Raw genomic sequence first — 22,517 nt, forward strand, 5'->3', positions numbered from 1 at the left:
CCACTTTTAGCAAAGAAATGCTGGCTGCCGTGAAGGTAATACACGGCAGCGATTAGCTCATAAATATTGATTACAACTTGTCGGCAATAATCTGAATAATTTGTTTTGCAATTTGTTGTTTTGGTGCAAGGGTTAGTGATTGCTCACCATCTTTTGAGTATACGGTAATGGCGTTGTCGTTACTATTGAAGCCTTGCCCTTCTACAGAGACATCATTCGCACAGATGAGATCGAGATTCTTGCGTTCTAGCTTGCCTAGCGCATATTGCTTAACGTTTTGTGTCTCTGCGGCAAAGCCGACAGTCAACGGACGATTTTTAGTTAATGCAGCCACAGACGCAACGATATCAGGGTTTTTGACCATTTTGACCGTCATATGGTCGTTGTCATCAGTCTTTTTCAGCTTGTTCTCTGCTACCGTTTCAGGGCGATAATCAGCAACCGCAGCGCAGCTGATGAATACGTTATGGTTAATTGCTTTCTCTAATACCGCTTGGTGCATTTGAGTTGCGCTTTCAACATCAATACGAGAGACGTTGCTCGGCGTTGCTAGACTTACCGGACCGCTCACTAAAGTGACGTTTGCGCCAAGTTGTTGCGCTGCTTTGGCGAGGGCAAAGCCCATCTTCCCTGAGCTGTGATTACTGATGTAGCGTACAGGGTCAATAGCTTCTCGTGTCGGGCCAGCACTGATTAAGACTGACTTACCGAGTAAAGGTTTATCACCCCAGAACTCTTCGCAATGTGCCACCAACTGCATTGGCTCAAGCATTCGGCCCGGGCCAACATCACCACAGGCTTGTTCGCCTGCGGCAGGGCCCCAAATGTGCATGCCGCGGCGTGAGAGTGTTGCGATGTTCTCTTGCGTGGCCTGATTTAGGTACATTTGCTGATTCATTGCCGGAGAAACTGCAATGGGAGCGTCAGTCGCTAGCACTAAAGTTGTAAGTAAGTCATTGCCCATTCCTGCTGCCATGCGAGCGATAAGATCGGCTGTCGCCGGAGCAAGCAAAACTAAATCGGCCCACTTAGCTAGCTCAATATGGCCCATGGACGCTTCAGCGGCAGGATCGAGTAAGCTGTCAGATACAGGGCGGCCCGATACCGCTTGCATGGTTAATGGTGTAATGAATTCTTTAGCGGCATGGGTCATCACTACTTGTACTTGTGCGCCGCGCTCTATTAAGCGCCTTGTTAAGTCTGCACATTTGTAAGCCGCGATACCGCCACTAATACCAAGTAGAATTTTTTTGCCTGCGAGTGTCTGCATTATCTGTTTCTCCCAATTTCTGTGGCTGATATTACCACAATGAATTGGCGGAATACGTGCCGTTGTTTTGACGTATGTGAATCTATATCAAACAAGCAACGAATAGTTATGCTGTTGAACGAAAAATCACCGCCAAGTTCACAGATATAATTTCATACCAAAGCATTATATGCATAAAGGTGTGCAAGTTTTGTTATTTCAACGCCTTGCATTTTTATGTACCGATATTGAAAGCAATAATGCAGGTGAGTTTATGGGAATATCTCTCAAAAGTCGTAGTAAGTTGTTATTGGTGACCTTAATTCCTTTGGTGGCGATCAGCACTTTGATTACGGCGCTTTATTATTTTAATGGGTTACGCAGTTTAGAGGATGAACTGGTTGATTATCGTAACGAGTTAATAGAAACCAAAAAGAGTGAGCTGAAAGCGCACTTAATGATGGGGGCGACGGCCGTTAAGCCACTCTATGACTCTGACATTAATGGTAGTAACAAACAGCAAGCGAAAGAGATACTTAAAGCGATGCGCTTTGAGAGTGATGGTTATTTCTTTGCTTACGATAGTCAAGGGGTTAACACGCTGCATGCCATTAAGCCTCAACTGGAGGGAAAAAATCTTTACGGAATGAAAGATGAAAATGGTGTGGCAGTGATAGCGGGCTTGATTGATGCCTCTAAATCTGGCGATGGCTTTCTCTATTTCTCATGGCACAAGCCAACCATAGATGCTCAAGCGCCAAAACTTGGCTACGCAGAATATCTTGAAAAGTGGGATTGGGTGCTAGGCACTGGCATTTATATTGACGATGTTGATGCTCAAGTGACCGCAACACGAGCAAAGCGTGAAAGCGAGCTTAATAGCCATACACTTTCCGCCATAGGTGTCTCCTTTATTGGTGTACTGCTGACAAGTATTTTACTGAGCGTGATTATTGCCCGTGGGATAAAGCCATTGCAGCATATTGCAGAGTCACTCAAAGATGTTGCGGAAGGGGATGGCGATCTGACTGCACGACTAAAAGTGGAGAGCCAAGATGAAGTGGGAGAAGTCGCGCAGGCGTTCAACCATTTCATGGATAAGCTGCATCCGTTAATCAAAGAAATTCGAGGTACGGCGGAAGTGGTGGAGTCTGCTGTGCAAAGTTTGGATCAGCAAACCAGTCAAGCTAGCGGGCAAATGCAGCGACACTGTTTGGAAACCGATAAAGTGGTGACAGCAGTGACAGAAATGAGCATGACGGCAAAAGAAGTGGCAAGTAACACCAACGCAACTGCGCAGGCCATTGATGATGCCAATGATCAAATCAGTGATGCGCAAAATGATGTGAATCTAGCGATAGCAGGCATTGAGCAGTTAGTGTATGAGGTCAACACCACCTCTGAGGCTGTGGCGGATTTAAGTTTGCAGACGGAGCAAATAACCAAAGTACTGGAAGTAATTGGTGAAATTGCTGAGCAAACTAACTTGCTGGCGTTAAATGCGGCCATAGAAGCCGCCCGCGCGGGTGATCAAGGACGAGGTTTTGCGGTTGTGGCAGATGAAGTGCGTAATCTTGCTAGCCGCACACAAAACTCTACGCTTGAAATTGGCGATATGCTCAAGCAGCTACGAGATGGCGTAGCGCGTGCAGTAACGACGATGGCAACCAGTCAAGAGCGTGGCCAGCAAACCGCGCAGGAGTCTGCTCAGGTGCAAAATTCGCTGGTTTCAATTCAACAGTCGGTTTCTACCATTCGTGATATGGGGATTCAAACGGCTTCGGCTGCCGAAGAGCAGAGTGTAGTTGCTGAAGACATCAATCAAAATTTGGTTGAGATTCAGCAAATCGTAAATGAAATCAATCAGACGCTGCAGCAGTCCGATTCTGTTAGTTCGAAGCTGACCACCTCTGGTGCAGAAATGCGTAATTTAGTCGGAAATTTTAAACTTTAACTCGCAGCGTAGTTACAGTTAAGTTTTATATGAAGCTAAGAAAGCGGAGGTCAGTATCGACTTCCGCTTTTTATTTTGTCTTGTTGTTAGTCTCTGCAAGCTAATAGGATAGCTACGATGGCGATTAAAACTATTCCCACTCAATCCATGCCAAGAGAGAAGTTGATGAATCAGGGAGCCAATTCATTAACGGATGCTGAGCTGTTGGCTATTTTTCTTCGTACCGGTACGCAAGGGATGAACGTACTCGAGCTGTCTGACTACCTTCTACGTGAATTGGGGTCGCTGAGAAAACTGTTTGCCATGAGTCAGCAAGAGTTTTGCCAATATAAAGGATTAGGCGAAGCTAAATATGTTCAGTTGCAGGCGATTGTAGAGATGACCCAGCGCTATCTAGCTGAAACTTTGCATCGTGGTGATGCGCTTACTAGCCCACAACAAACCAAGCTGTATTTATCGAGTTTATTAAGAGACAGGCCAAGAGAGGCTTTCTATGTGCTGTTTCTCGACAATCAGCATCGTGTAATTGCTAGTGAGGTGATGTTTGAGGGGACAATTGATGCAGCCTCAGTTTACCCCAGAGAAGTGGTGAAAAGAGCCTTAGAGCACAATAGCGCGGCTTTAATCTTAGCTCATAACCATCCTTCGGGTGTGGCAGAGCCTAGTCAATGCGATCGCAGAATTACGCGCCGTTTAGTTGATGCGCTTGCGCTGGTGGACATTCGAATTCTGGACCATTTTGTGGTTGGAGACGGCGAAGTGGTCTCTTTTGCCGAACGCGGATGGATTTGAATCACATTTTTGTTGTGAGTTAATCGAAATCTGCTACAATCCCCCGACATTTTTTAGACTAAATTCAGCTCTGCTTAAAAAAAGATCACGAAAACCTGTAAAAAGGATCTGTTCGGGTCTTGAGCAATGCTAGTCAAGTTAGTATAATGCGCGACCTTTGATAGCCTTGTATAGATTTTCTATAACGGCTCTTAACCTCTATCCTTCTGTTTAGAAATAGAAGAGGTTCGGCCACCAAGGTTGATATCGAGCTGAAACGATTTTGGAGAAGACATTCATGTCACGAGTATGCCAAGTAACTGGTAAGCGTCCAGTAACGGGTAACAACCGTTCACACGCACGAAATGCTACTAAGCGTCGTTTTCTGCCGAACCTACAAACTCATCGTTTCTGGGTAGAGAGCGAAAAACGTTTTGTTAAACTACGCCTTACTGCAAAAGGTATGCGTATCATTGATAAGAAGGGCATCGATGCTGTTCTTGTTGATATCCGTGCACGCGGCGAAAACGTTTAAGAGGAAATAGACAATGGCAAAGAAAGGCGTACGTGAGAAAATTCGTCTAGTATCATCTGCTGATACTGGTCACTTCTACACTACTGATAAGAACAAGCGTAACATGCCTGGCAAATTCGAGATCAAAAAATTTGATCCTGTAGTTCGCAAGCACGTTATGTACAAAGAAGCTAAAATCAAGTAATTGATTTTGTTTCTCGCTTCTTAACAGAAGTCTGAATTAGAAAACCCAGCTTTCGAGCTGGGTTTTTTATTATCTAAAACTTACTTATACTCCAAAGACATCGTTTGAATTTAGGTATTTACCATGCGAACTCGCTCAAGACGTCGTCGTTGGAATAACATTATTATCTTGGGTATTGTTGCCTTTATGGCCTTACTCAATCTACCTACGATCATCAAATCCTATTTAATTGAGCAACCAGTAGATGCTCAATTTCCTACACTACTCAATCCTAGTCTAGAGTTACAAGCTCTTCATTCCAATCAGTGGTCTCTCGAAAACATCAATGGTACTTGGCAGTTGAGTGTGCAGTTTGGTGTTGAACCTGAAGAATTCGCTCAGCGTTGGCAAGAACTTGAAGGCACAGAGGTCGATGAAGAGACCTATGCTGCGATTAAACCTAGGTTACGGAATCCAAATAGTCTCGAAGTTTGGTATGTCGATCAGGAAGAACCGCAAAGGATCACCGTTTATCAAATGCCGCAATATTGGTTATTAAAAAATTGGCAAGATCGTTGGATTGCCGTCACGGTTGAGGCTGAGTATTTGCTTCTCAACTCGCAGGAGGAGCAATAGTATGCCTGAATTACCTGAGGTAGAAGTGAGCCGGATGGGAATCACCCCTCACCTAGTTGGGCAAACTATTGCTCAGTTGACTTTTCGTACACCGAAACTGCGTTGGGATATTCCACAAGAGCTTAAGCAACTTGAAGGCCAGGTGATACGTAATATTTCACGCCGAGCGAAATACTTACTTATCGAAACCGATATTGGCTGCGCAATCATACATTTGGGGATGTCAGGTTCATTGAGAGTATTGGATGCCAATATTGCTCCGCAAAAGCACGATCATGTGGACCTCAAGCTGAGCAATGGAAAAGTCTTACGCTATAACGACCCGCGACGATTTGGTGCATGGCTATGGTCTGAAGATGGTGAGCATAAAGTATTAGGTAATATGGGCCCTGAGCCTTTAACTGAAGTATTTAATGCTGAATATATTGAGACTAAAGCACTCAACAAACGCATTGCGGTAAAGCAGTTCATTATGGATAACAAGGTGGTTGTAGGAGTGGGGAACATCTACGCCAACGAGTCGCTTTTTAGTTCACGCATCCACCCAACCCGCAGCGCAGGGAGTTTAAGCTCGAGAGATTGGCAACGTTTGGTGCATGAAATTAAGCAAGTGCTCGCTATCGCAATAAAGCAAGGTGGTACCACATTGAAAGATTTTGCGCAGGCGGATGGTAAACCGGGCTATTTTGCTCAAGAATTACAAGTATACGGCAAAGCCGATCAGCCTTGCCCAGTATGCGGAGAGCTTATTGAAGAGCTCAAAATTGGCCAGCGCAATACCTTTTTCTGCTCCCAGTGCCAAAAATGAAAACATAGTGCTTTGGATTGTTCTGATATATTAGAGAAAAGCATTAGCTTAAGCCTTAGGCAATCACATACAATGCAACAAACGAATTTTAAGAGAATCTGACATGAAATATTTAGTGACAGGTGCTGCTGGTTTTATTGGCTCTGCAGTATCCGAGCGTTTATGCGAAGCAGGCCACCAAGTGGTGGGTATTGATAACTTAAATGATTACTACCAAGTATCGCTAAAGCATGATCGTCTAAAGCGAGTTGAGCACGACAATTTCACTTTTATTGAGTTAGATCTGGCGGATCGAGATGGTATCGCGAATCTGTTTGCTGAGCAGAAGTTTGATCGCGTGATTCACTTAGCTGCTCAAGCGGGTGTGCGTTATTCAATCGATAACCCAATGGCCTATGCTGACAGTAATTTAGTTGGCCACCTAACTATCCTTGAAGGTTGTCGTCATCATAAGATTGAACATCTCGTGTATGCCTCTTCAAGTTCGGTTTATGGCCTAAACCAAAAGATGCCGTTTGACACGGCTGATTCTGTTGACCATCCAATCTCTCTTTACGCAGCAACCAAAAAATCTAATGAGCTGATGGCTCATACTTATTCTCATCTTTATGGTGTGCCAACAACAGGCCTGCGTTTCTTTACTGTTTATGGACCGTGGGGCCGTCCAGATATGGCACTGTTTAAATTTACCAATGCCATTGTGAAAGGTGAGACGATTGACGTGTATAACAACGGCGATATGCGTCGTGATTTCACTTATATCGATGATATTGTGGAAGGTATTCTTCGTATTCAGGATGTCATCCCTGAGAAAAACAGTGATTGGACCGTTGAGTCAGGCTCTCCGGCGACCAGTTCCGCACCTTACAAGGTGTACAACATTGGCCACGGTAGCCCGGTCAAACTAATGGAATTTATTGAATCACTCGAAGAAGCATTAGGTATTGAAGCGAAGAAAAACTTTATGCCAATGCAGCCGGGCGATGTGTACGCGACTTATGCGGATACGGAAGATTTATTCAAAGCGACGGGTTACAAACCAGCAGTGAAAGTGCGTGAAGGCGTAAAAGCCTTTGTTGATTGGTATAAGAGTTACTACAACATCTAGCACTAACTAAACCGCAGTTTAATACAACAAAGGCGAGCATGATAGCTCGCCTTTTTCGTATGAATTCACTCGCTAGAGTTACTGTGCGAGTTTCTTGTGAATGCGATCGGCGACTGCTTGAGGTACAAACTGAGAGATGTCACCGCCGTGAATAGCAACTTCGCGTACGATAGTCGATGATAAAAACGCGAACTCTTCACCAGGTGTAAGGAATACACTTTCTAGGTTGGGTAGCAGTTTGCGGTACATGCTGGTTAAACCAAACTCGTATTCGAAGTCCATAGTGGTGCGTAGACCTCTCACTAGCAAGTTTGCTTGTTGCTGTTTCGCAAAATCAACCAGTAATCCAGAGAAGCCTTCCACTTTAACATTGGGTAAGTCTGCTAATGTTTCTCGAAGAATGTCTACGCGCTCATCAAGACTAAACATGGTGTTTTTGCTTGGGCTCGCAGCAACGGCAACCGTTAAGTTATCAAACATTTTAGCTGCGCGATGAATGATATCTAAATGACCGTTGGTTACAGGATCAAAAGTACCTGGGTATAGAACGTGCTGCATGTATTAACTCTTTTCTGATTGTCCGAGCGCCCAAAGCGCAGCGTATTTATTAAATGTATATTGAGTGATCACTCGTGAAAGAAGCAAGCCATGGCTGCCATCTAAAAAGCCTTTCCTCAGTATGTAACTCTTTAGAAAAGCAGCTGTTGCATGACTGAATGCACTAAATAAAGAGCATCGTTTGCCACTTTCAAACCGCTGTTTTGCCCAGCTATCAGCGTACTTAAGTTGTTTATACTGAAAATCAATGTAATCCGGCGCAGTGCGGTGTAATAAGTCTCCGTTAAGATCTTCTATAGCCGCATTAGTAGTATCAAGCGCTTCATGCACTAAATTATCATTGTATTGACGCTCTTCTCTTAGGTAGAGGCGAATCACTTTATCTGGATACCAACCGCAGTTCATCATATAGCGGCCAATAAACCAATTGCGGCGAGGGCATTGATACGCAATGTTAGCTTTAGGTGGTTCTTGCAAGACTTTCTGAAGGCTTTGCTTGAGCTCTGGCGTAATTTTCTCATCGGTATCTAGCATGAATACATAATCGCAACTGGCGTAAGATTGGGCGATTTGACGCTGCTTACCATAGCCTTGCCAATCTTTATGAGTAAAGCACTTGGCGCCTAAACTTTGGGCTATCGAGACGGTGTCATCATCACTGCCACTGTCGAGAAGGATGACTTCATCAGCCCATGCTGCTGATTCAATAGCCTGAGTAATGGTCTCTTGTGAATTTTTTGCAATTAGGACAATGGATAATGTGTTCATAATTTAGTTTAACAACTCATCAATAATATCTAAGTGTCTTTTTAGTGCGCCTTGATTCAGCTTCAATACATTTAAGGCCTTTTCACCATCTTGTTGAGCAAGAGTTGGGTCATTGAACCAAGTTAGAATCTGCTCAGTAAGTTGTTGAGAGTTTTCTACGGTTGCCAGAGCTTGGTTATCACTTAGCATGTCGCACACGGAAGCGAAGTTGAACACATGAGGGCCCATTGTGAGAGGTAAGCCGAATGCTGCAGGCTCTAACGGGTTATGACCACCGCGTTCGATTAAACTACCCCCAATAAATGCAGCATTGGACACGCCAAACATACTCATCATTTCCCCCATAGTATCGCCTAAGAGTACTTGAGTTTCTGCTGAAAGAGATTGTAGTTCACTTTTGTTCTGCGAGGTCAACTGTTGATTAGTTATCAGGTTCGATACTTTGTTGAACCGCTCAGGGTGGCGAGGCACAAGAATCAATAAAGCATTTGGATACTGCTTTAGGATTTCTTTATGCGCTTCAAGAATGATTTCATCTTCACCTTGGTGGGTGCTTGCCGCGATCCAAGTTGGTCTTGGGTCACCTAACTGCGTTTTAAGTGCAGTTACTTGTGTGGTGATCGCTTCTGTTACTTCAATATCGAATTTTACGCTACCAGTCACATGCAGCTTATTTTCTGGTAAGCCAAGGTCAAGGAAGCGCTGACCATCCGCTTGGTATTGCGCGGCAATTGCTGTCATTTCACCCAGCATTGGTTTGACGAGCTTACTGACTTTACCATAGCCTTTAGCTGAGCGAGCAGACAAACGTGCGTTGGCGAGTAAAGTTGGAATTTCCTTTTGTTTTAATTGGTGAATCATATTGGGCCAGAGTTCGGTTTCCATTATAATCACCAGTTCAGGTTTTAATCGCTTTATTGTGCGTTGCATCGCGCAAGGTAAGTCGTAAGGTAGGTAGCAGTGCTGAACTGTGTCACCGAAAATTTTGGTGACTTGAGCTGAGCCCGTTGGTGTCATGGTAGTAATGGTAATCGCTTTATGCGGATATTTGTTTTGTAGCTCTCGGATTAGAGGGACTGCAGCAATCGTTTCTCCGACCGATACTGAATGGAGCCAGATTCCACCTTGCTGATTGAATTGATAAAAACCATAGCGCTCTAGAATACGATTTTTATATGAGCGATTACGAAGGCTTCTGTACAGTAGTTTTGCTAAGACAAGAGGCTGAATGATGATTAGAAGAAAAGTATAAATTACTCTCATAGTTAAATTAGGTTTTTAATGTTGTTTGATTTACGCAGAGAAACTGTACTTTACAGTTTAGCGATTTTTTTTCTGGGAGTATTGTACTTTGTTTGGCCAATTGGCGGAACGATAGGTATTAGAAATACTTTACTATTTGGTTTGCTTTTTGCGTTTTTTATTGCGTATACCAAATCTACCAATAAGCTCGATTTTAAAGGATTGGTTCCTCTCACTCTATTTTTCATTTGGAGTGTCTTGCATTCCTATCTGTTCGCTATTGAATCGGAAGTTGCTGTTAGTAACATTAGTTCGTTAACCGGTCGGGCATTTGCTGCGGGTGTCCTTGGTGCTTTAGCTGCTATTTTCCTTCCTACATCCTTTCGTGTAATTGCGATCATTTTTTTAGTCCCTATCGCTCTAATTGCTTCATCTGGCTTATATGAAATTGCAATAAATTATATCGATAGAGGGGTTTTAGTAACACGTTATTATGGCATGTTAGAAAACGTCGATAAGCTTAATTATATCAACCATTTTGCTTGGTGCTTCTTACTGGCTGAAGTGATATTGAGATTCAAAAAACGAAGCTTTTTAAAAGTTAATAACGCCGTTCTTATTTTCCTTTTGATGGTACTGTTGGTTTTAGAAATCACTCAAAATATGCGAAATGGGATGATAACGCTGGTATTTTTGTTCGTGTTGATGTCTATGGTTTTGTTTAAGGAAATAACCATAAAACAAAAAGCGCTTTTACTTGCTATAGTTTTTATTAGTATTGCCGCAATTGGTGATTGGGCGAAAGATGATGTTCGTTGGAAAACATTCGCAGAAAGTGTGCCTTTATCTCTCCATACGGAAACTTACACAGCGTGGTTAGATGGTAAGGATTACCCTCGTTTAGAAAACGGACAACCGGTTAATGCTTCTAACTATCTACGAATCGCTTGGCTAAAAGAAAGTAGCAAGATGGCTATTGAGTACCCAATGGGGCTTGGGTTATCGAAAAGTCCAATGGGCCAAGCGTTTCAACAATACTATGGACAAGGTAGCGGCCACAGCCACAGCGGTGTAATGGATGTTCTATTATCGCTAGGTTTTGTCGGGTTGACTTTATATATTCTCCTGTTTGTCGCACTAGGAAGAACCGCCATAATGGCAAATAGTTCATTCTTTAAATATGCTCTTATATTATTACTAGCCGATATCTTTATGCGTTCGATTCTTGATTCTACAGTAAGAGATCATATGTTCGAGCAATCTATGTTTACGCTCTTCTTTATGGCAGGCATGGTAGGTAGGGTTAGAACGGCGAAAGGAGAGCGATGCTAATGCATAAGTGGATAATGCGAGGCAGAACTTTTGGTCAGGTAGAAGATCATTTCATTAAAAGTAGTGATGCGGAAAATGCGAAAACAGTAGTATTTTCACTCTTTGGACGTTTTGGTGATAGCTTGATAGGTCTTGCTACAATCAGAAAGTATCTTGATAAGCATACACATCTCACACCGACCATCGTGACAACCTCACACTTTAGGCCCTACGTTAAGACTGTACTCCCAAAAGCAAACACAATAACAATTAGTAAACGTAATCCTATTGATCTGATATATAAGACTTATTGGTTGAAAAGAAATAATTTTGATATAGGTTTCAATCCATATTCCTGGAGTGAAGAAAGCGAGTACTATATTTCTTTTGCAAAAAAATTCAGTTTTTTTAAGTCATTTACTGGGCAGGGAGAGTATGACTTTTTAGAGAATTACTATTTAAAAGCGAAGAGGTATCTTGGTTTAGAGTTTAGTAGACAGAAAATAAACTCTTTAGTCCTTTCTAATAAAGGTTATTCCAGAATACTAATTTGTCCGGAGTCATCAGAAACAAAGAGAACCGTTAACCCTAAATCTTTATTTTTGGTCGTAGACGAGCTGAGAAAGAAGTTCAACCCTGAGTCAATAACGATAGCGGCCAGCACTGAAGCGTATAAGATAGCGTCATGTGATTTCTTTAAGTTTTATAAGACAGAACAATCTTCAGAAGCTTTTTCTCAACTAACTATAAGCTCCGGTCTGATGGTCTGCGTTGACAGTGGGCCCCTACATCTCGCTATGGCTATAAATAAACCAGTAATCGCGTTGTTTGGTGGGAGTTTACCCGAATCAGTAGTTGACCAAGATTTTAGTAAGATTCAGGTTATACACAATAAAGCGTTGCAGAATATTTATTGTTTACGAAAGAGCTGCGATGACCCTAAGTGTTTTAATGACCTATTTGTAGACGGATTTTTGGACTTGGAGTATGAAGCCTCTGATTTGAAACTTTCGAGAGGTAGCATGGAGTGTGAGTACAAATGAACAAGTTTTTATTTAAGTTAAAAGCGCGTCTAAAAAACAAGTCACGAATTTGGCCTACAGTAAAACTCAAAAATACTGGAAATATTTCTCTGGGGGCACGCTCAAAGATACTAGATGGGTGTCACCTTATTGCTTCGAGAGGAAAAATTACGATCGGAGACAGAGTTCACCTGAACCGAAATGTTATTCTTTATTCCGAGCGTTCACTATCTCATATTCAGATTGCAGACGGTGTCGAAATAAATGATGGTACAGCGATTTATGGGCATGCACCAGTAACCATAAAAGAAGATACTCTTATTGGTCCAGGAGTTAAGATTGTTGCCTATAACCATAATTTTGACGATGTGACTCGTCCTATAAAAGAACAAGGAAGCATTGCGAAGGAAGTCACTATAGGTAAAGGTTGCTGGTTGGGCGCAAATAGCGTCGTATTAGCAGGAGTGACCGTTGGCGACGGCGTTGTTGTTGCTGCTGGTTCCGTCGTAACTAAAGATATCCCTAATAACGCTGTCGTAGCTGGGGCTCCGGCAAAAATCAAAAAGTATAGAAAGTAGATATCAAAGAAAGTGGAAACTCTAGGTGATATCTACATTTATGTTATTTACTAAATATAGTTAGCATATTCTGACACATAACAGATTTAGTACACTTTTCTTTAGCTAGCTTAAATGCGTTTTCTTTATATTCACAGCGCAGTCGTTGATTGGATACTAAACTCTCAATAGCTTGCTTTAAGATGTCGCTTTGCTTAGTTGGTACTATCAATCCAGTTTTCTGGTGAATAACAATTTCTTCAACACTACCAACTGGGGTCGAAATAACAGGTACTTTACAAAGCATCGCTTGCATTAGGCCTTGAGGGACGCCTTCATTTCCATAAGATGGCAATACAAATAAATCCATGCAATTTAGCCAATCTGGAACATTGTCTTGGTTACCTACGAATGAAACTGAGTTGGTCAAATTTAATTGCTCTACCTTGTCTTCAGTAAGCTGTCGGTTTGGACCATCTCCTACAACAATAAGGTGTAGGTTAGGGTTGTTAATTTTGGCTAGAGCCTCAAGCAAAAAGAAATGTCCTTTCCAACTCCTGATAGTGGCAACAATTCCTATAATAAATTTGTTTTCTGGAATGCCTAATGATTCTTTTGTACTAGTTTTATCATTATAAGGATAAAACAAAGAATCGTCGATACCAGTGACAACCGATTGCATTTTATTTAGAGAAACGCCATTTTCTTTATGAAGTTGCTCTTTTACTTTTTCGCCTGTCGTTACAATAAAGTCACTACCTTTTTGATATAGCCATTTTGAAGCTAAGTTATTGTGTACTTTTGTCGATAAGTGGCGTGTGCGGACGATTCTAGGTCGGTTGCGTTTAAACGCATAGAACAGAGATACCAACCAGCTGTCTGTGGAACTATGTGTATTGATAACATCATATTCATTTGTTCTAAGGTGGTTGGACATGGCTTGGTAAGCGGCCAAGCTTTTCTTGTTTATGTTCGTTTTAAAAGCAGGTATTTTCCGTTTTAAAGCTTCCTCGTAAATTTTTGAGTTCTCAGCACATAATATTTCTACGCTATGGCCAAGTTCAATAAGACCTTGTGACTCGGTTAAGATACGTATTTCTTGTCCTCCCCAACCACAAGAGGATTCCGTGTGTAAGATTCTCATTTTCTAGCCTTTTCAATATACCATTTCATTGCAATAGCAAGCCCTTGTCGGATGCTATAACTTGCCTTATATCCAACATCGTTTGTGATTTTTTCGATTGAAGCTTGTGAATGCCTAACATCTCCAGCCCTAAAATCTCGATGAACCGGATCTTTAGAGTAAGTGGTACCACATTGATTTGCTTCGCTTATCATAATATCAATAAGAGTATTGAGACTAGTGCGATCACCAACTGCGACATTATAGACTTTTGCGCTATCCGGTGTTGAAAGAGCACAACGGATATTGGCTTCAATAACGTTTTTTATGAAGCAAAAATCTCGACTTGTTTCCCCGTCACCGTTGACATAGATCGTATCATTTTCAATGATCGCAGCGGCCCATTTGGGTATTACAGCTGCATATGCGCCATTCGGGTCTTGGCGTGGACCAAAGACGTTAAAATAGCGCAGCCCAATGCTATTAAAATCGTAAGTTCTGGAAAAAACATCAGCATAGAGCTCATTTACGTACTTTGTTACAGCGTAGGGGGATAGTGGTTTCCCAATATTTTCTTCTAGTTTTGGAAGCGCGGGATGATCCCCATAAGTGGAGCTAGAAGCGGCGTAGACAAAGTTTTTGACTTTTGCATCTTTAGCTGCATTTAGAACGTTTAGGAAGCCATCAATGTTTACATTGTTTGATGTCACGGGATCATTAATAGATCTAGGTACAGAGCCTAGTGCAGCTTGATGTAGTACGTAGTCTACTTTTTCTAGCATGTGGGCATAGTCATTTGGTTCACGAATATCACCTTTAATGAACTCGAAGTTTTGCCACTGACTTGGAGAAACTATAGATTGAACATCATCTAAGTTGTGTTGATGTCCTGTTGCAAAATTGTCTAAACCAATGACCTTTTGATCGTGGCTAAGTAGATACTCAAGTAGATTGGAGCCGATAAAACCAGCACAGCCAGTTAGCATCCAAGTTCGTGGGTTTGATTTTAGGTGCTGGGATACTTCCGAGAAATTCAGTTTTTCAATGTTCATAATTGATTCGCTTTGTAGGTATCAAATTGTTTTAAGCATTCTGCAAGCACTTGCTCTGCGGTAATTTTCCTGATGCTGTTTTCATCACCAGGTTCTTTTGATACCACAACAGAATGTAGATGTTTATCTTGATATGGACCCGTTAAATTGGGTTTGGTCATGCCATACATACTTACAGTTGGAGTTTTCGTCGCTATTGCAATATGAAGGGGCCCTGTGTCATTAGTTACAAGTAAGTCACACGATTGAATAAAATCTGGTAACTGCCTTAAAGATAGGCTTCCTGTAACTTTAGTGACATTTATTCCAGAGTACTTGGATAAAAATGAGTCACTTAATCCCAACTCGTTCGGGCTTCCTGTTAGGTAAAAATGAATATTAGGTATTTTTTTACTTAAGTCTGTTGCTAGTTGAACAAACAGTTCGACTGGCCAAGTCTTAAACTCTTTTGATGCTCCTAACTGAAAGGCGACATTATACTTGTTTGAACCAAACAATACGTTTGATGCTTCAGTTTTGAATGGAATATCCATTTGGATTTCAGTAGGACTAGCGCCTAAGTACTTATGGGCTAAATCTAGCCTTCTTTGTATGCAGTGCTTTTCACTTTGAAGACTATAGCCATGAAGCAAACTGAGGTCTTCATGGTTTGCTCGGTCTTTGATGATATACTGACAGTTAGAAAGCCAGGCTAAGAAGATGTCTTGAGGTGAGTGGCTATGCAGTAGTACCGCAATGTCAACTTTCTCTTTTCTGATCTTTGTGCAAGTACTGATAAAATTTCTGTACTTGTTACGCCAATAGATAGTCTTATTTATATGTGGGTAATCTTTGATAAAATCGCTATTTTTCGGATTGCCAACCAAAATAATTTTGGCATCAGGATGTTTATTTCGAATAGAGCGTATAGTTGGAGTGTTGAAGAGAAAATCGCCTAACGCAGTATTACTAAAAATTAGGATGTTATTTATTTTTTTGTTGTTGTCGTAGCAAATACTGCGCTTATTATAAGCGCAGTATTTAGTGATAAAAAAATAAAGGATTTTATTTATCAACTTCTTCATTATAGTTTTTTGGTTACCACCTCTTCTGGTAGGGCTCCTTTAACATCGAAAATGACACAATTATCGTTCATAAGAGATTGTATTTGCTCCACACTTAGCGATTTGAATTCATTGTGTCCCACAGTTAAAATGATGGCATCATACTTCTTATCCGTATAATTATTTTTTAAGGCGATACCATACTCTTCCATTGCATCTTCTGGCGTAGCCCATGGGTCTACAATATCTACATTGATTCCAGTATCAATAAACTCTTGTATCACATCGATAACTTTTGTATTGCGTATATCTGGACAGTTTTCTTTGAATGTGAAACCAAGTACTAATACATTTGCTTCCGCGGCATTGATTTTACGTTGAAGCATTAACTTAATAGTTTGCTTTGCAATGTGGCTTCCCATCTGGTCATTAATACGGCGCCCAGCCAAAATTATTTCAGGGTTGTAGCCGATTTCTTGTGCTTTGTGCGTTAAGTAATATGGGTCAACACCAATACAGTGTCCACCAACTAATCCTGGACGAAATGGTAAAAAGTTCCACTTAGTCCCGGCGGCTTTTAGTACCTCCGAAGTGTCAATGTCTAGTTTCTCAAAAATCAGTGCAAGTTCGTTGATTAACGCAATGTTTACATCACGTTGAGTGTTTTCAATAACTTTTGCAGCTTCTGCTACCTTGATTGAGCTAGCTTTAAATGTTCCAGCTGTGATTATTGTGGCATATACACTATCGACATAGTCAGCGACTTCTGGTGTAGAGCCAGAGGTTACTTTAGCAATGTTTGCTACTCGATGCTCTTTGTCGCCAGGATTAATACGCTCAGGGCTGTAGCCTGCGTAAAAGTCTTTGTTGAATGTTAGTCCTGAAACTTTTTCTAGAATTGGAATACAGACTTCTTCTGTCGCTCCTGGGTAAACGGTTGACTCGTAGACAACAATATCACCTTCTTTTAGTACTTTACCCAGCATGTTAGATGCTGAAATGAGTGGGGAAAGATCAGGGCGTTTGTTGTCATCGATAGGTGTTGGAACCGTTACGATGAAAAAGTTTGCAGAATTAAGTTCTTCGGAGTTAGCCGTAAATGTTAAATTTATGGCTGCTTCTAGTTCTTCTTTAGAGCATTCTAATGTAGAGTCATAGTTTTCTTTCAGTTCCTCAATTCGAGGGATATTGATATCGAAGCCTAGTACTTTTTGGTTTTTACCGAACTCTGCTGCAAGTGGCAGGCCCACATAACCCAAGCCAATAACGGCTATATTTAATTCTGAAGGTATTTGAAACATATTTTCGTTCCGAGTTAAGAGTTATTTATTAATCGATTATACAAGGCGAGCAGTTGTTCCACTACTCTTTCTAAAGTAAAAGGTTTGATGTAAGTCAGTGCATTTTTACTCATGGCTTTCCGTATATTAATGTCATCTAACTTATCGATAGCTCTGGCTATAGTTTTAACATCTAAAGCATCACAAACATAACCGCAGTCGGCTTTCTCTACAAATTCCTTTCCACCGCAAGATGTGCTAGTAATGATTGGTAGTCCGGTCGCCATAGCTTCAAGTATTACATTGGGAAAAGGGTCGTACAGAGTTGGAATAATAAGAACATCTGCGCAGCCATAGTATAGCTGAGTTTCAGTTTGCTTACCCACAAAGTGTACATAGTTACCGATTCCTAGTTTACTCGCCAGAGTTTGGTAGTATTTCTCTGATTTATCTTTGCCTACAATCAATAGATGCCAATCTTTTGAAGTTTTCGCAAGGGCACAAATCGCCTGTTTTAACCCTTTTCTCTCAAATCCAGAGCCTACATAAATTAAGATATTACTATCAGTAGGAATGCAGTGTTTCCTGAGAATTTCCTCTCTAAAAGAGCGATTACTTGGAGAGAATTTACTTTGGTCTACACCATTATAAATAACGGATATTTTATCACTCTCAAGATTAAAGTGTTGCGTGATTTCGTCTTTGACCATCTGTGAGTTACAAATTACACTCTTTAAGCTTGGGTGGTTAAACATGCTTTCTTCCGCACGTTTAACATAGTTATGGTAGCGACTGTGATCAATCAACCAAGATTGAAATCCTGATGAAACTCTCTTCTTATGTTCTAGCCATACTCTATGAACGCCATCGCCTGCACGGAAAATATGGCACCCTGGGATTCTTTCGTGACTTTGGATTAGGTCGAAGCTCTTAAAATGCTTTTGACACTCATTTGCAAAAAGTTTTTCTCGTCCAATGCGTGATATCTTAGGGGGATTAACTGCTACAACGTTAAAACTAGCTTTTTTCTCTTTGGGCCATTGCCTTGTTAATATAGATACATCTAATGTATCTTGTTGGCCCATCTGCTCTAATGCTCTTTCAATGAACCTTTCGGCTCCGCCATCAGGCCTATATTGCTGGCGGATAATCGCTAACTTCGACATTTTGAATATCCAAATAGTTGTAGATTGCTTCTAGAACAGTACGTTCAGAAATACTAGTAATACAGTCACTAATCTTAGAGCCCGCACAACCATCTTTCCCACATGGTCGGCAATGATGGTAAGGAGAAGTTAAGACGGTAGATTTTGTCATCCAAGGCCCCCACTCCTTATCTCCGCTGGGGCCAAATAAACAGACAGACGGTGTTTGTGTAGCGGCTGCAATATGCATGGGAACAGAGTCTACTCCGAATAGAAGCTTAGCATTTGCAATGAGGCCTGTTAATTGACTCAATGTTAGTTGTCCTGAAGCGTCGATGATAGGCCATTTAATGTGTTGTTTTATCTTTTCAATCATTTGCATTTCTTTTTTGTCTGGAGCAGCAGATAAAACTATGTTGTAGCCATCTTTAGCAAGATGATTAATTGTCCTAGCTACTTTCTCTTCGTCCCAGCACTTAAATAGCCAGCGAGAGGTAGGGTGCACAAGTATATAGTCATCTTCTTTAGTTAATTGACCGTGGCTATATAATTCTTCCAAGAAAGAGGTATCAATGTTGTAGATCCCGAGTTTACGGTCTTCTTGATTCGGTTGAATACCTATACAGCGAAGTGAGTCTAAGTGCTTTTCTACTGTATGACGCAATGGAACCACAGGGTATCTATGTTGGAAAAATTTTTTCCACAACTTATTTTTATCTCTTTTTCTATGTTGTGGAGTCACGCCTTGTGGTATATCACAGAACCAATTGATCCACATACCACGATAACTTTCGGTTAGGTGCAAAGAGGTATCATAGCGGTTAAGCTTCAACTGCTTTAATAAATCCAGTTCGTACTTAAGGTGTGTTTTTATCCCTAATGCTTTCCATTTTTTATCAATGGTATAGATATTATCGATATAGGGGTTTTTATCGAGCATAGGTTTTGTATCTTGGTAAACCAATGCATCTACAATACAGTCTGGAAAGGCTGCTTTAATGGACTTAAAGACCGGGCTGGTTAAAAGTACATCGCCATGATGTCGTAGCTTGATAACTAGTACTCTTTTCATCTTTACGAACAACTTATTTTGCTTATGAATTGGTGAATTGATTCACCGGTTGTTTGATAGTTTCTTTTCTGCTGGACTTTTTTCTGTCCCTTGTAGCCAACATTTGCTATTTGCTTGGCGCTTAAGTTTAAAATATCGTTGAGGCAGTTAGTGACCCCTTGCTTATTAAAAGGACAGAAAAAAGCTGAACTTTGGTCATAAACTTCTTGATGTTCCGGCAAGTCGTTGATCATAACCGCAAGACCTAAAGCTGAATACTCAAAAGTTTTGGTTGGAGAAGAGACATCATAAAGCTTACCCCTAGGTATGATACTTACTCCTATGTCATAGTTTTGTATTCGTTGAAGTAGTTCTTTTCGAGGCAGCGCATCATGGAAAATAACTCTAGGGTCTGCGAATTTCTTAATTGCATCAACTGCTCTATTTTTGCTCTTGGAGTAAACATGCAGTTCAAAGTTATGAGTACTGTCTATGAGGCCCTGTATGACATCATCCAGTCTTCTCAGAGGATCTATCGTTCCAATATAAACAAGCTTTACAGGTGTATGATCGTGGCTTTGGCTTCTGTCTACAGGTATAGAAAAGTCAAATCCCATAGGCACTGGCATCCAAGGTGTATTGCAGAGTTCTCTAAATGTTTTTTTAAATGTACTAGTGATAGGGAAATAGTAGTCACATCGATTTATCAATTTGTTTTCTCTACGCGACTTGTAAGCAAATTCAATAGTTTTACGTATTATGGACTTCTGTTCTTCATTAGCTTGGTGTAATCGACGATAGCTATGAGGGAAGGACTCCCAAAATCCAACTTTGAAGTTGAAAGAGTTGGTTGCATTTATAACTTGTTTTAGTGAGTCGAATAAATTTCTAACAACAAAATGATCGATAGAACCAAGGTTTATGATTGCTCCTAAAGATTTGATGAGATCTCTTTTTCGGTTTCTATAAGGTATAAAAATATCTTTGTTTTCTTTTAGCAAAGGCCCGCCGATATCTTTCCCAAAATAGACCGTGTAAACGTCGTACCATTCTTTAAGGGATGATTTGTATATGCCATCAATGGCTGAGTGTTCTGAGTTAGGGGGAAGATCAGTCACAAGTATTAAGCGCGGCTTATTTTCCATTGTTCTCAATCTCTTTTAACTTTTGAATCACCAAATCAGGCGTATTGTCACCTATGTTTTTAGTTGGGCTAATTAAGTAGCTTTGTTGTTTACCATACCCACCAATTAGGCCAGGGTCAGTTGGGCCGTATAACGTAATGTTGGGTTTATCTAATGAGGCTGCAAGATGGCTTAGGCCTGTATCGACTGAGATAACCGCTTTTGCATTCGCTAGCTCAACCGCTACTTGCTCTAAGGTGAGCTTAGGCAATACAGTAACGTGGTCAAATCCTTTTGCAAGCCTTTCAGCACGCTCTCTTTCATGAGGAGCTCCCCAAGGCAGTCGAACCTCAATACCGAGTTCTTTTACCTTAGCAATCACTTCTCGCCAATGTGTTTCTGGCCAATGTTTGCTATCTCGAGTTGTCGCATGGAGAAACACCAAATAGCTTGCTCGCTTTTCGTCTGTTAAGAAGCGATGAGCAATAGCATAATCCCCTTTATCACTTGGAATTGGGTAGCCGATAGCTAAAGCAAATAGCTGGCGTATACGTTCCACTGCGTGTAATTGGGTCGATACGCTGTGTTTGTGTTGATAGAACAGGCTGGCTAATGGTTCTCGAACAGAACCTTTGTCATAGCCATGTACTGGTGATTGACAGTAGCGAGTGAGAAAAGCGCTTTTTATCAATCCTTGAGCATCAATAACTAGGTCGTAATTATGTTGAGTTACTGCTTGCTTGAATGTCTGCCACTCTTTTCGGGTTTGTTGGCTAAAAAGCTGTTTTCTCCAACGTCTAATTGCAACCGGAATCACTGTTCCCACGTTTGGGTGCCAGCTCGGTATTTGACTGAAACCTTCTTCAACCACCCAATCGAAGATGATGTCAGGGTTGTTTTTGGCCGCATCAGTTAGTGCCGGTAGTGTGTGAATAACATCTCCCATAGAGGAGGTTTTAACGATTAGAACTCTCACTCGTCATCCTCTTGGGCTAATAATTCATCCAAGGCCTGAGTGACCATGTCTGGTTGAATATCGATCAAGCTTTGATGGTAACCTTGTTCACCATCACCTTTACGGATTTTAAGATAGCCATCGATAAGTCGAATTACTTTCGCTTTATTGGATAGTGGAGGCGTAAAATCTGGCGATGAAGGTCCATAAACCGCCACCAAAGGAAGATCAACAGCAGCAGCAACATGCATCAGGCCAGAATCATTTGTTACAGCTGCGTGACACCCAGCCATTAAATCTACAGCTTGTTCTAATGAAGTTTTGCCAGCTAGGTTGAAGCATCGCTCACTATTTTGTTGATTAAGTTGTTGGCGAATCTCTTCACCAACAGCATGATCCTTCTCAGAACCAAAGATAATGACCTGCCAACCGCGAGCGATGATCTGTTTGCATAATTCTGCGTAATGATAATGTGGCCAACGTTTTGCAGGGCCAAACTCCGCTCCCGGACATATGGCGAGAGTCGGCTTAGAGGTATCAATATTGAATTTATGCTGAGCTGTAGCGGTATCTTCACTGTTTACGCTAAGTTTTGGGTAAAGTAGTGGCTTCGGCAGTTCATTCGCTGAGTTTGGTTTTTCATAAGCCAGTGCAACATATCGCTCTACCATGAGAGGGAAGGCTTGTTTGTCGAGTTTGCGATAATCGTTCAGTAGCCCATAACGCATCTCTCCTAGCCAGCCGGTGCGCTGCTTAATGCCAGCAAACCAAGGAATCAATGCGGATTTGAGCGAGCCAGGTAATATAATTGCTTGGTTATATTGACCTACTAGGTGCTTACCCATTTGACGGCGTAAGCCTAATTGCAATGAGCCATGGCCGATAGGCATAGGGATCGTTTGATTAATCTCTGGCATTTTGGACAGAATTGCTCTGCACCAATCTGGTGCCATAACATCAATTTTGCAGTTTGGGTGTAAGTGCTTAAGGGTGCGATACAAGCTCTGTGACATCACCATATCGCCAACCCAAGATGGCCCAATAATTAGAATGTTCATCAGT

23 protein-coding genes are annotated in these 22,517 nt (G+C 41.4%); 10 read left to right on the forward strand and 13 right to left on the reverse strand.

Annotated elements, in window-relative coordinates; all coding sequences use genetic code 11:
* Positions 1-70 precede the first annotated feature (70 nt).
* Positions 71-1,270 (reverse strand): bifunctional phosphopantothenoylcysteine decarboxylase/phosphopantothenate--cysteine ligase CoaBC, encoded by a 1,200-nt coding sequence (gene coaBC, locus OH461_RS13315; RefSeq protein WP_270021094.1) that lies wholly within the window; start codon positions 1,268-1,270, stop codon positions 71-73.
* A gap of 253 nt (positions 1,271-1,523) precedes the next feature.
* On the opposite strand from coaBC, the gene OH461_RS13320 reads away from it, so the two are divergent.
* The 7 genes from OH461_RS13320 to OH461_RS13350 all read left to right on the forward strand — a co-directional run bounded on the left by OH461_RS13320 (position 1,524) and on the right by OH461_RS13350 (position 7,224).
* Positions 1,524-3,203, forward strand: a complete 1,680-nt coding sequence (locus tag OH461_RS13320; RefSeq protein ID WP_270021095.1) for a methyl-accepting chemotaxis protein — start codon at positions 1,524-1,526, stop codon at positions 3,201-3,203.
* A gap of 117 nt (positions 3,204-3,320) precedes the next feature.
* The gene (gene radC / locus OH461_RS13325) at positions 3,321-3,995 is read left to right on the forward strand and encodes a RadC family protein (protein WP_270021096.1); all 675 of its coding nucleotides are present in this window, start codon (positions 3,321-3,323) and stop codon (positions 3,993-3,995) included.
* Positions 3,996-4,272: 277 nt separating this feature from the next.
* Positions 4,273-4,509: a 50S ribosomal protein L28 gene (gene rpmB, locus OH461_RS13330; protein ID WP_004728407.1), complete on the forward strand. Its 237-nt coding sequence runs from the start codon at positions 4,273-4,275 to the stop codon at positions 4,507-4,509.
* A 13-nt stretch (positions 4,510-4,522) separates the two neighbouring features.
* On the forward strand, positions 4,523-4,693 hold the full coding sequence (gene rpmG / locus OH461_RS13335) for a 50S ribosomal protein L33 (protein ID WP_260260108.1): 171 nt from the start codon (positions 4,523-4,525) through the stop codon (positions 4,691-4,693).
* 123 nt (positions 4,694-4,816) lie between these two features.
* A complete protein-coding gene (locus OH461_RS13340) occupies positions 4,817-5,308 on the forward strand; it encodes a hypothetical protein (protein WP_270021097.1) in 492 nt (163 codons plus the stop codon).
* A 1-nt stretch (position 5,309) separates the two neighbouring features.
* Positions 5,310-6,116: a bifunctional DNA-formamidopyrimidine glycosylase/DNA-(apurinic or apyrimidinic site) lyase gene (gene mutM, locus OH461_RS13345; protein WP_270021098.1), complete on the forward strand. Its 807-nt coding sequence runs from the start codon at positions 5,310-5,312 to the stop codon at positions 6,114-6,116.
* Positions 6,117-6,219: 103 nt separating this feature from the next.
* A complete protein-coding gene (locus OH461_RS13350) occupies positions 6,220-7,224 on the forward strand; it encodes an NAD-dependent epimerase (RefSeq protein ID WP_270021099.1) in 1,005 nt (334 codons plus the stop codon).
* 78 nt (positions 7,225-7,302) lie between these two features.
* Here the strand turns inward: OH461_RS13350 and coaD are convergent, their stop codons facing one another.
* Genes coaD through waaA form a run of 3 tightly spaced genes read right to left on the reverse strand, consistent with a single transcriptional unit; the run spans position 7,303 to position 9,813 of the window.
* Positions 7,303-7,782, reverse strand: a complete 480-nt coding sequence (gene coaD, locus OH461_RS13355; protein ID WP_270021100.1) for a pantetheine-phosphate adenylyltransferase — start codon at positions 7,780-7,782, stop codon at positions 7,303-7,305.
* 3 nt (positions 7,783-7,785) lie between these two features.
* A complete protein-coding gene (locus OH461_RS13360; protein WP_270021101.1) occupies positions 7,786-8,550 on the reverse strand; it encodes a glycosyltransferase family 2 protein in 765 nt (254 codons plus the stop codon).
* Between the two features lie 3 nt (positions 8,551-8,553).
* Positions 8,554-9,813 carry a lipid IV(A) 3-deoxy-D-manno-octulosonic acid transferase gene (gene waaA, locus OH461_RS13365; RefSeq protein WP_270021102.1) on the reverse strand — a complete coding sequence of 420 codons (1,260 nt, stop codon included), beginning with the start codon at positions 9,811-9,813 and terminating at the stop codon, positions 8,554-8,556.
* An 18-nt stretch (positions 9,814-9,831) separates the two neighbouring features.
* On the opposite strand from waaA, the gene OH461_RS13370 reads away from it, so the two are divergent.
* From OH461_RS13370 to OH461_RS13380, 3 genes are read left to right on the forward strand one after another with little or no spacing between them, the layout of a single operon-like run.
* A complete protein-coding gene (locus tag OH461_RS13370) occupies positions 9,832-11,124 on the forward strand; it encodes an O-antigen ligase family protein (RefSeq protein ID WP_270021103.1) in 1,293 nt (430 codons plus the stop codon).
* A complete protein-coding gene (locus OH461_RS13375) occupies positions 11,124-12,146 on the forward strand; it encodes a glycosyltransferase family 9 protein (RefSeq protein WP_270021104.1) in 1,023 nt (340 codons plus the stop codon). The genes OH461_RS13370 and OH461_RS13375 overlap by 1 nt, the downstream gene beginning before the upstream one ends.
* Positions 12,143-12,703 carry an acyltransferase gene (locus OH461_RS13380; protein WP_270021105.1) on the forward strand — a complete coding sequence of 187 codons (561 nt, stop codon included), beginning with the start codon at positions 12,143-12,145 and terminating at the stop codon, positions 12,701-12,703. Before OH461_RS13375 ends, OH461_RS13380 begins: the two co-directional genes overlap by 4 nt.
* 43 nt (positions 12,704-12,746) lie before the next feature.
* On the opposite strand, the gene OH461_RS13385 is transcribed toward OH461_RS13380, so the two are convergent.
* From OH461_RS13385 to rfaF, 9 genes are read right to left on the reverse strand one after another with little or no spacing between them, the layout of a single operon-like run.
* The gene (locus tag OH461_RS13385; RefSeq protein ID WP_270021106.1) at positions 12,747-13,826 is read right to left on the reverse strand and encodes a glycosyltransferase family 4 protein; all 1,080 of its coding nucleotides are present in this window, start codon (positions 13,824-13,826) and stop codon (positions 12,747-12,749) included.
* Positions 13,823-14,857: an NAD-dependent epimerase/dehydratase family protein gene (locus OH461_RS13390; RefSeq protein ID WP_270021107.1), complete on the reverse strand. Its 1,035-nt coding sequence runs from the start codon at positions 14,855-14,857 to the stop codon at positions 13,823-13,825. Before OH461_RS13390 ends, OH461_RS13385 begins: the two co-directional genes overlap by 4 nt.
* Positions 14,854-15,921: a glycosyltransferase family 9 protein gene (locus OH461_RS13395; protein ID WP_270021108.1), complete on the reverse strand. Its 1,068-nt coding sequence runs from the start codon at positions 15,919-15,921 to the stop codon at positions 14,854-14,856. Before OH461_RS13395 ends, OH461_RS13390 begins: the two co-directional genes overlap by 4 nt.
* Complete coding sequence (gene tviB, locus OH461_RS13400) at positions 15,921-17,201, reverse strand: Vi polysaccharide biosynthesis UDP-N-acetylglucosamine C-6 dehydrogenase TviB (protein ID WP_270021109.1); 1,281 nt, start codon at positions 17,199-17,201, stop codon at positions 15,921-15,923. Before tviB ends, OH461_RS13395 begins: the two co-directional genes overlap by 1 nt.
* A 14-nt stretch (positions 17,202-17,215) precedes the next feature.
* On the reverse strand, positions 17,216-18,346 hold the full coding sequence (locus OH461_RS13405; protein ID WP_270021110.1) for a glycosyltransferase family 4 protein: 1,131 nt from the start codon (positions 18,344-18,346) through the stop codon (positions 17,216-17,218).
* Entirely contained in the window at positions 18,312-19,397 is a 1,086-nt protein-coding gene (gene rfaQ / locus OH461_RS13410) for a putative lipopolysaccharide heptosyltransferase III (RefSeq protein WP_270021111.1), read from the reverse strand. The genes OH461_RS13405 and rfaQ overlap by 35 nt, the downstream gene beginning before the upstream one ends.
* 2 nt (positions 19,398-19,399) lie before the next feature.
* Entirely contained in the window at positions 19,400-20,521 is a 1,122-nt protein-coding gene (locus OH461_RS13415; protein ID WP_270021112.1) for a hypothetical protein, read from the reverse strand.
* Positions 20,511-21,476 carry a lipopolysaccharide heptosyltransferase RfaC gene (gene rfaC / locus OH461_RS13420; protein ID WP_270021113.1) on the reverse strand — a complete coding sequence of 322 codons (966 nt, stop codon included), beginning with the start codon at positions 21,474-21,476 and terminating at the stop codon, positions 20,511-20,513. Before rfaC ends, OH461_RS13415 begins: the two co-directional genes overlap by 11 nt.
* Complete coding sequence (rfaF, locus tag OH461_RS13425) at positions 21,473-22,513, reverse strand: ADP-heptose--LPS heptosyltransferase RfaF (RefSeq protein WP_270021114.1); 1,041 nt, start codon at positions 22,511-22,513, stop codon at positions 21,473-21,475. Before rfaF ends, rfaC begins: the two co-directional genes overlap by 4 nt.
* Positions 22,514-22,517: the final 4 nt, after the last annotated feature.

The sequence above is a fragment of the Vibrio sp. LaRot3 genome (assembly GCF_027587025.1).
Lineage (GTDB): Bacteria > Pseudomonadota > Gammaproteobacteria > Enterobacterales > Vibrionaceae > Vibrio.

What these genes read in the sequence shown, in the direction of transcription:
- coaBC (WP_270021094.1), bottom strand. Translation starts at nt 1,270, where the DNA reads ATGCAGACACTCGCAGGCAAAAAAATTCTACTTGGTATTAGTGGCGGT.
- OH461_RS13320 (WP_270021095.1), top strand. Translation starts at nt 1,524, where the DNA reads ATGGGAATATCTCTCAAAAGTCGTAGTAAGTTGTTATTGGTGACCTTA.
- radC (WP_270021096.1), top strand. Translation starts at nt 3,321, where the DNA reads ATGGCGATTAAAACTATTCCCACTCAATCCATGCCAAGAGAGAAGTTG.
- rpmB (WP_004728407.1), top strand. Translation starts at nt 4,273, where the DNA reads ATGTCACGAGTATGCCAAGTAACTGGTAAGCGTCCAGTAACGGGTAAC.
- rpmG (WP_260260108.1), top strand. Translation starts at nt 4,523, where the DNA reads ATGGCAAAGAAAGGCGTACGTGAGAAAATTCGTCTAGTATCATCTGCT.
- OH461_RS13340 (WP_270021097.1), top strand. Translation starts at nt 4,817, where the DNA reads ATGCGAACTCGCTCAAGACGTCGTCGTTGGAATAACATTATTATCTTG.
- mutM (WP_270021098.1), top strand. Translation starts at nt 5,310, where the DNA reads ATGCCTGAATTACCTGAGGTAGAAGTGAGCCGGATGGGAATCACCCCT.
- OH461_RS13350 (WP_270021099.1), top strand. Translation starts at nt 6,220, where the DNA reads ATGAAATATTTAGTGACAGGTGCTGCTGGTTTTATTGGCTCTGCAGTA.
- coaD (WP_270021100.1), bottom strand. Translation starts at nt 7,782, where the DNA reads ATGCAGCACGTTCTATACCCAGGTACTTTTGATCCTGTAACCAACGGT.
- OH461_RS13360 (WP_270021101.1), bottom strand. Translation starts at nt 8,550, where the DNA reads ATGAACACATTATCCATTGTCCTAATTGCAAAAAATTCACAAGAGACC.
- waaA (WP_270021102.1), bottom strand. Translation starts at nt 9,813, where the DNA reads ATGAGAGTAATTTATACTTTTCTTCTAATCATCATTCAGCCTCTTGTC.
- OH461_RS13370 (WP_270021103.1), top strand. Translation starts at nt 9,832, where the DNA reads ATGTTGTTTGATTTACGCAGAGAAACTGTACTTTACAGTTTAGCGATT.
- OH461_RS13375 (WP_270021104.1), top strand. Translation starts at nt 11,124, where the DNA reads ATGCATAAGTGGATAATGCGAGGCAGAACTTTTGGTCAGGTAGAAGAT.
- OH461_RS13380 (WP_270021105.1), top strand. Translation starts at nt 12,143, where the DNA reads ATGAACAAGTTTTTATTTAAGTTAAAAGCGCGTCTAAAAAACAAGTCA.
- OH461_RS13385 (WP_270021106.1), bottom strand. Translation starts at nt 13,826, where the DNA reads ATGAGAATCTTACACACGGAATCCTCTTGTGGTTGGGGAGGACAAGAA.
- OH461_RS13390 (WP_270021107.1), bottom strand. Translation starts at nt 14,857, where the DNA reads ATGAACATTGAAAAACTGAATTTCTCGGAAGTATCCCAGCACCTAAAA.
- OH461_RS13395 (WP_270021108.1), bottom strand. Translation starts at nt 15,921, where the DNA reads ATGAAGAAGTTGATAAATAAAATCCTTTATTTTTTTATCACTAAATAC.
- tviB (WP_270021109.1), bottom strand. Translation starts at nt 17,201, where the DNA reads ATGTTTCAAATACCTTCAGAATTAAATATAGCCGTTATTGGCTTGGGT.
- OH461_RS13405 (WP_270021110.1), bottom strand. Translation starts at nt 18,346, where the DNA reads ATGTCGAAGTTAGCGATTATCCGCCAGCAATATAGGCCTGATGGCGGA.
- rfaQ (WP_270021111.1), bottom strand. Translation starts at nt 19,397, where the DNA reads ATGAAAAGAGTACTAGTTATCAAGCTACGACATCATGGCGATGTACTT.
- OH461_RS13415 (WP_270021112.1), bottom strand. Translation starts at nt 20,521, where the DNA reads ATGGAAAATAAGCCGCGCTTAATACTTGTGACTGATCTTCCCCCTAAC.
- rfaF (WP_270021114.1), bottom strand. Translation starts at nt 22,513, where the DNA reads ATGAACATTCTAATTATTGGGCCATCTTGGGTTGGCGATATGGTGATG.